The organism is Corallococcus llansteffanensis (genome assembly GCF_003612055.1).
Lineage (GTDB): Bacteria > Myxococcota > Myxococcia > Myxococcales > Myxococcaceae > Corallococcus > Corallococcus llansteffanensis.
In genome coordinates this window covers 1-6,934 of the sequence record NZ_RAWB01000529.1, presented here as the reverse complement: position 1 = coordinate 6,934, position 6,934 = coordinate 1, and the positions used below count along the sequence as shown (strand labels likewise).

At 68.2% G+C, this 6,934-nt stretch carries 7 protein-coding genes; 6 read left to right on the top strand and 1 reads right to left on the bottom strand.

What is annotated here, in order from left to right:
- The first annotated feature begins 388 nt into the window (after positions 1-388).
- The 4 genes from D7V93_RS34135 (at position 389) to D7V93_RS34120 (ending at position 4,283) form a co-directional block, all read left to right on the top strand.
- Complete coding sequence (locus D7V93_RS34135; protein WP_120647360.1) at positions 389-1,498, top strand: 3-oxoacyl-ACP synthase III family protein; 1,110 nt, start codon at positions 389-391, stop codon at positions 1,496-1,498.
- Positions 1,499-1,540: 42 nt separating this feature from the next.
- Positions 1,541-2,158 carry a DUF2378 family protein gene (locus D7V93_RS34130; protein WP_120647359.1) on the top strand — a complete coding sequence of 206 codons (618 nt, stop codon included), beginning with the start codon at positions 1,541-1,543 and terminating at the stop codon, positions 2,156-2,158.
- 39 nt (positions 2,159-2,197) lie between these two features.
- Positions 2,198-2,731: a hypothetical protein gene (locus D7V93_RS34125; protein ID WP_120647358.1), complete on the top strand. Its 534-nt coding sequence runs from the start codon at positions 2,198-2,200 to the stop codon at positions 2,729-2,731.
- Between the two features lie 103 nt (positions 2,732-2,834).
- Complete coding sequence (locus tag D7V93_RS34120; protein ID WP_120647357.1) at positions 2,835-4,283, top strand: hypothetical protein; 1,449 nt, start codon at positions 2,835-2,837, stop codon at positions 4,281-4,283.
- Between the two features lies 1 nt (position 4,284).
- Here the strand turns inward: D7V93_RS34120 and D7V93_RS34115 are convergent, their stop codons facing one another.
- Positions 4,285-4,878: a nuclear transport factor 2 family protein gene (locus D7V93_RS34115; RefSeq protein ID WP_244237676.1), complete on the bottom strand. Its 594-nt coding sequence runs from the start codon at positions 4,876-4,878 to the stop codon at positions 4,285-4,287.
- Between D7V93_RS34115 and def the strand changes: the two genes are divergently transcribed.
- Positions 4,877-5,428, top strand: coding sequence for a peptide deformylase (def, locus tag D7V93_RS34110; RefSeq protein ID WP_120647355.1), 552 nt, complete (start codon positions 4,877-4,879; stop codon positions 5,426-5,428). The two genes, D7V93_RS34115 and def, sit on opposite strands and share 2 nt — an antisense overlap.
- A gap of 48 nt (positions 5,429-5,476) precedes the next feature.
- The gene (locus D7V93_RS34105; protein WP_120647354.1) at positions 5,477-6,172 is read left to right on the top strand and encodes a sterol desaturase family protein; all 696 of its coding nucleotides are present in this window, start codon (positions 5,477-5,479) and stop codon (positions 6,170-6,172) included.
- Positions 6,173-6,934: the final 762 nt, after the last annotated feature.

The window sequence follows — 6,934 nt, the reverse complement described above, 5'->3', positions numbered from 1 at the left end:
ATCCCCTTCTAGAGCGTCGCGCTGAAATCCGATGTTTCCTGCCCTCCGTACAAGGAGGGCAGGGCCCCTGCCAGCCAGCAACCCGTTGACCTCGCGGGCTCAATGGCAGACACCGCCAGTGTCTTTCTGGCGGACTCAGAGTGAAGCTCACGTCGCGTGTGGTTCATTCCACGTTGAATGCTTCACTCTTGAAGCGTCTTCCATCTTACTGACTTCCAAGGCTTTAGGACCTCTTTCCACTCGCCGTGTGCTTCACTAGCGACGCGGATTCAGGTGGGAAGACCGTCTTTCCAGGGGTTTAGCAACTGGCCTGAAACGTGCTGTGGAATCAACCCTGCCCGGGAGTTCCTCCCGACCGCAAGGCAGTGTGACCACGAGGCCACGAGCAATGACCGAACGGGTTTGTGTGGTGGGAGCGGGGGCTTTTGTTCCAGCGCGGACCATCAGCAACGAGCGCATCGCTCGAGCCATCCCCGGCTGGTCCGCCGAGCGCATCGAGGAGAAGATCGGCATCCGCGAGCGTCGGTTCCTGTGGGACTTCGACGACGAGACGGGCCGCGCGATTCCGCCGCCGGACGACGTGGCGGGGCGCTTCTACCCGGCGACGAACACGGACATGTGCGAGGTGTCGCTGCGCCAGGCCCTGTCGCGGAGCGGGGTGGAGGCGAAGGATCTGGACGCGCTCTTCGTGGTGACGTGCACGCCGGACGCGCCGCACTTCAACCACGACGCCATGGCGCTGCACGAGCGGCTGGGGCTGCGCGAGGACGCGTTCGCGCTGGTGGTGGACGACGGCTGTGGCGGCACGCCGTACGTGTTGGACCTGGTGCGCAAGATGATGCAGGGCGGCCGCTTCCGCACGGTGGCGGTGGTGGCCTCGGCGTTCACCTCGCCCCTGGTCAACCGCGAGGTCTACACGGACGAACTGCCGCCCACGCCGGGCCGGCCCAAGGCGCTCAACGCCTACCTGTCCATGTATGTCTTCGGGGACGGCGCCGGCGCGGTGGTGCTGCGCTCGCAGCCCGGTGAGGAGGACGGCCCGGGCATCCTCTCCTCCTTCTCCGGCAACGCGTACGCGGAGCTGGTGACACGCCGTGGCGGCGGCATGCTGAAGCTGCCGTATCAGCCGGGGCGCACGCGGCCGTCGGACATGGCCTTCGTGGTGGATGGCTTCAAGGTGGCGCGCAGCTACCCGGAGTACATGCAGAAGTGCCTGGACGCGGTCACCACCCCGGCACTGCGCGAGCAGGTGAAGCGCTACTACTTCCACCAGCCGAACAAGCGCGTGATGGACTCGTTCGTGAACCGGGCCGGCCTGCCGAAGGAGGCCGTGGCCTGCAACGTGGACCGCATTGGCAACACCTCGGCGGCCGGCATGTTAATCCTCCTGGCCGAGGACCTGGAGGCGGGTCGCGTCGCACTCGGGAGTGGAGATCTGGTGGTGGTGGCGGCGGTCGGCGCCAACGTTCATTATGGCGCTCAGCTCGTGCGCCTCTAGCGCGCGGGTATCATCTCCTCCCCCCCGGAGATTCCCCCCTCTATGAGTGAACAGCGCAAGGACGCGGTAGGCCTGGATGCGGCACGGGCCCAGGACCTGGAGAAACGTCTCGCCCTGACGACCCCCGACGACACGGCCCGAGGCATGTTCTTCAACGGAGCGCTGAACGCGGTGCGCATCCTGGGCGGTGACACGGCGGTGGAGCGGTGTCTGGCTTCGGTGCAGGAGAAGAAGTTCGTCGACTTCTTCAACTACCCGGTGTCGGGCTTCCTGAAGCTGTCCTTCACGGGGGCGCAGCTGATGGGACCGCAGGTGGGCGGCTTCGACGCGATGCTGCGCAAGATGGGCACGCAGGCGACGACGGACTTCCTGTCGTCGGCGGCGGGCAAGACGCTGCTGCTGCTCGCGGGAGACAGCCCGAAGCGGCTGGTGACGAACCTGCCCACGGGTTACCGCGCGGCGGTGAGCTACGGCGAGCGAAGCGTGGAGTGGACGGGCGACCGCTCGGGCAAGCTCCTGATGAAGCGCGACTTCATGCCCCCGGCGTACCACGAGGGCGTGCTTCAAGCGGTCATCGAGGCGCTGGGCGCTCGGGGCGTGCAGGTGCACGGCAAGCAGACCGGAACGGTGGACACCGAGTACGCGCTGTCCTGGCAGTAACCGACGCACGCGGTCTCCACTCCAGCACGGGGAGGCAACATGTCGCAGGAGCAGGCAGGGACCGCGGCGCGACTGCAGTCAGGCAACGAGTGGGTGTATGCGTTCCGTTCGCAGGAGGACGCCGCGTCGCCCCCGGATGCTGCGGTGTGCGCGGCGGCGCCATTCGAGCCCACGGTGAAGCTGGGGGCGGGCCTGTACGTGCCCATCCACCGGGTGGTGGACGGCCGGTCCGTGGCGGACGGCTACGAGCAGGTGGGGACGGCGACGGCCTGCTTCCGGCTGACGGACCGGACGTTCGCCCCGGGCACGCGGGTGCCCTTCTACGCGCGCTTCCTCCTGCCGGTGGGAGCCTTCACGGCGTCGGGTGAGTGCACGCTGGTGAGCAACGACCAGCCCCAGGCGGGCGTGGTGCTCGCGGGCGGCGCGCTGAAGCTGGTGGACGTGCCCCCGGGGTTCGTGGGCGGGGTGCTGTCGAACCTGAGTGTGTTCAACCCGCTCAAGCTGCCCGGCTTCGCCACGGGCTCCTACTACACGCTCTACACCTTCCGGAGGGAGGGCACCGCCAGCCCCTGAAGCGCGCTTCCGGACGGACAAGGCATGTCGGGGTTGCCTGGGAAGATACGTCCCTGGGGAGGCCGCGAGGCCCGGGCATCCGAAGCCGTCACGAGGGGGACACATGGAAGGCAGGTGGAAGCAGCTCTACGAATCGCTCGGCTACCGTCCGCCCGCGAGCGTCAGGCCCGCGCCGTCCGAGGAAGCGCCAGCGCCGTCCGACACGGACCTGCCGGTCCTCGGCCCCGAGGAGCTGGAGGCCCTCCGGGCCGCCTTCCTGCGAGAGCCGGAGGACGTGCTGCGCTGGACGGAGACCGGGCTGGGCGCGAGGGTGACGGTGGGCGCGTTCGTGGAGGTGCTGCGCGAACTCGAGCTGCTGTTCACGGACCCCGGCCAGCTGCAGGAGTGCCTCGACGCCACCGAGCGCCACGCGCGAAGGGGCACGGGAGGGCTGCCCGCGGACTTCACGTTCCCGTTGATGACGGATGAGATTCCCATCGACCCCACCCGCACGCGCTTCGAGCCCCAGTCGGACCTGCGCGGGTGGCTGCTGTTCAGCGGCCCCCTCTGGCTGGAGCAGGGCGCGGCGGCGCGGCAGGCCCCGTTCCGCTGGCACTTCGCGGCGAAGAGCCGCTTTCTCTATCCGCTGCGGGAGCCGGCCCCGGGGCAGCCGGTGGAGGTGGCGCTCTTCGGGGACTTCGGCACGGGCGAGTACGCCTCGAAGTACCTTGCCCGCCAGCTCGTGATGCGGGGCGAGCGCCTGGACTGCGCGGTGCATCTGGGAGGCGTCTTCTACGCAGGCCGGCAGGGAGAATTCGACGCGCACGTGGCGGAGCCCCTGGAGCCGCTGCTCGCGACGACGACGCTGCTGACGTTGAACGCGGCGCCGGAGATGCGCTCGGGCGCGGGCGCGTACCTGCGCTACCTGGACGAGCGACGGGGCGCGGGCCGTCGCCACCCGCAGGAGGGCAGCTACTTCTGCCTCGCCGCGGAGCGCTTCCAGCTCATCGGCCTGGACACCGCCTGGTTCGAGTCCGGCCGTCACCGGGAGCCCGCGCTGCTCCAATGGCTGGAGCAGCGGCTGTCGGAGGGGCGCAGGAGGGGCGCGATGAACATCCTGCTGAGCCACGCCGCCCCCTACGGACCGGACCCGCGGCACCTGTCTCCCCTCGTCTCGGAGGACCTGAAGTCACTCGTCCTGGAGCGCGAATGGGTGGACCTGTGGTGCTGGGCAGGAGCCCGGGGTGGGGCACTCTACGACCGGGCCCCCGGCTTGCCCTTCCTGGGGGCCAGCCTGGGCCACGGAGGCTTCCCCTACGAGCGGAAGGACGCCCCGGAGCACGCACTGGCGCCGGTCCGCTTCTTCGAATCCCGGCCGCGCTTCCCCGAATGGACGGGCTTGCGCCAGGACCGGGGCAATCACGGTCACGGGACGCTGTGGCTGCACGCCGACGGCACGGCGGTGCTGCGCTACACGGACTGGATGGGTGAAGTGCGCTGCGAGGCCACCCTGGCGCGTCAGGGTGGGCCCCAGGGTCCGGTGACGCTGAAGCAGCTCGACGTGGGCGGGTGACTCATTCGCCCTGGATGCCGCGCTCGCGCATGTACTTGCGCAGGCCCGCGGCGCCCTGGGCGCGCACCTTGTTGTGCAGGAGCGGCGTCCACCCGAGAGCGAACCCCACGGGCCCCAGCGCCTGCCGGGACCATGTCCAGAACGGGAAGTGGTCGGTGTGCCGGACGATCTTCCCGTCGGCGAACTCGAACGTCGCGTCGATGCGGTTGAGGACCTTCCGGCCCGTCTGGCTGAACGTGTAGCGCGCGTCCCAGTGGGCGCGGCCGGTGCGGTCATCGGCCTGGACGTCGCTGAAGGTGAGCTCCAGGTCCTTCCCGCGCTCCAGCAGCATGCGCCACATGGAGGTAGCGCCCGCGTAACGCAGGCCCTGGAAGACCGCGTCGTTGAACTCCACGTCCGGGTGGTAGCAGGCGGCCATGCCGTCCGCGTCGCGCCGTTGGAAGGCCGAATAGAAGTCGGTGATGAGCTGGGAGTGCGGGTGCATGGCCGGGGTGTAGCAGACCGGCCATGCTTCGCGCGCGGTGTGGCCCGTCAGACCGTCGGTGCGAGGGAAGTGCTGAGCAATGGGGCAGCGCGTGGCAAGATGCGGGCGCATGGCTCGCGACATCGTCATCTGGCCCCACAAGGTTCTCACCACGTCCACCCAGCCCGTGACCGACTTCGGCCCGGCGCTCGAAAAGCTCCTCGAGGAGATGGCGGAGGCCATGGCGGAAGCCAAGGGCATCGGCATCGCGGCCAACCAGGTCGGCGAGCCCCTCCGGGTGGCCATCGTCGGGAGGGAGGACGGCACCTCGTTCGAAATCGTGAACCCGCAGCTGCTGTCGAAGCAGGGGGACACGAAGCTGGAGGAGGGCTGCCTGTCGGTCCCGGACGTGTGGGAGAAGTGCCCCCGCGTCGAGCGCGTGAAGGTCCGCTACCAGGACAAGAAGGGCGAGTGGCACGAGCTGGAGGCGGAGGGCCGGCTCGCGCACGTCCTCCAGCATGAGATCGACCACCTGGACGGCCACGTCTTCGTGGACCACCTCTCCAGCCTCAAGCGCGGCCTCATCCTGGAGCGCATGCGTAAGCTGCAGAAGTCCCTGGCCCGTCGGAAGGAAGAAGCCCCGGCCTCAAGCCGGGATGCCAAGGGCTCGAAGCGCTCCTAGCGGGACGCGGAAGGCGGCGGACCCACGGGGCACGCTACGCTCGAGCGCATGGAACCGAGCGCCGTGCCCCGGCAGGTCCAGACCTTCCGGGAGGAGTACCGGGCCCAGGCCATCGGCCCGGGCTACCGGGGTTGGGCCCACTTCGCCTTCACCAGCCTCGTCTGTCTGGGGGGCATCGCCCTGGCGCTGGGAAGGGTGGAAGCGGTCCGTGCGTGGGAGCTGCTGGGAGTCCCCTGCATGGTCGTGCTCGCGAACGGGGTCGAGTTCCTCGGCCACCGCGGCCCCATGCACCACCCGAGCAGAGGGCTGCGCCTCCTCTTCCAGCGCCACACCGCGCAGCACCACCGGTTCTTCACCCACGAAGCAATGGCCTATGAGTCCAGCCGGGACTTCAAGATGGTGCTCTTCCCGCCGGTGCTGCTCCTCTTCTTCCTGGGAGCTGTCGCCACCCCGCTGGCCGCCCTCTGCTTCCTCCTGGTCTCCGCCAACGCAGGCTGGCTCTTCCTGGCCACTGCCCTGGGCTACTACCTCGCGTACGAGTGGGTGCACTTCAGCACGCACCTGCCGAGAGACCATTGGAGCGCCAGGCTGCCTGGCGTGAGGTTCCTGAGGAGGCACCATCAGGTGCACCACGACCCGAGGTTCATGGGCCGCCATAACTTCAACATCACCTTTCCCCTGGCGGACGCGCTCTTCGGGACGAAGAGGAGGGAGGAGCGCGACAAGCGACGCCCTGCTGGATGAGGGGCAGGCAGTGCTTCAAGGGAACTGGCGCGGGAGCGGGAAACCGTGCGCCGGGGGTTCTCACCCAGGAACACCGTGCTCATATCCTCGGCGTTCCGGAAGGAATGATCAGGCCCGGATCAATCAGGGTTTGACGTCTCCGAATCGACGCGTTAGAGACTGGACCCCCGCGCAACGGACCGGTGCCCCAGGGCTCCGGAGTGCTGCACGGGGAGGGAAGAAAAGGGTCGACGAAGGTTGTTGACCCTGAACGCGGCGAAGAGATAGAAGCCGCGCCCCGCCCAAACGGATCCGACGGAAGAGAGTCGGTCGCGAGAGCGGAAAGCAGCAAACGGTCGACACTAAAAATGTTGATCGCGGAAGCGGCGGTGGTAGAAGCCGCCTCCCTCGACGAAAGCGGGCAGCCAACGCGGACGCCGAGAGCAGCAGAGAGGCAAACCGAAAGGGTTGACTCTGAAGTGCGCGGTGGTAGAAGCCGCGCCCCTCACCCGGAAGCCCGCGCGCTGGCGCGGAAGGTACTTCTAGGAGAGGTGCAGCACCGAAAAGAAAATAGGGCAGTCAACAAGCGAGTTGACAGCGAGCGCGGCGGAAAGATAGAAGCCGCGCCCCACCGAAAAAGTCCGGCAGGCAACAAACGGACGGGAAGCGGTGAGGAAAGCTGAAAACGAGCGGTTGACAGGGAAGGCGGCGAAGAAGTAGAAGCCGCTCCCCTTCGAAAGAAACGGCGGAAGTCACTGGACGGCGCCGAAGAAATCGAAGAAG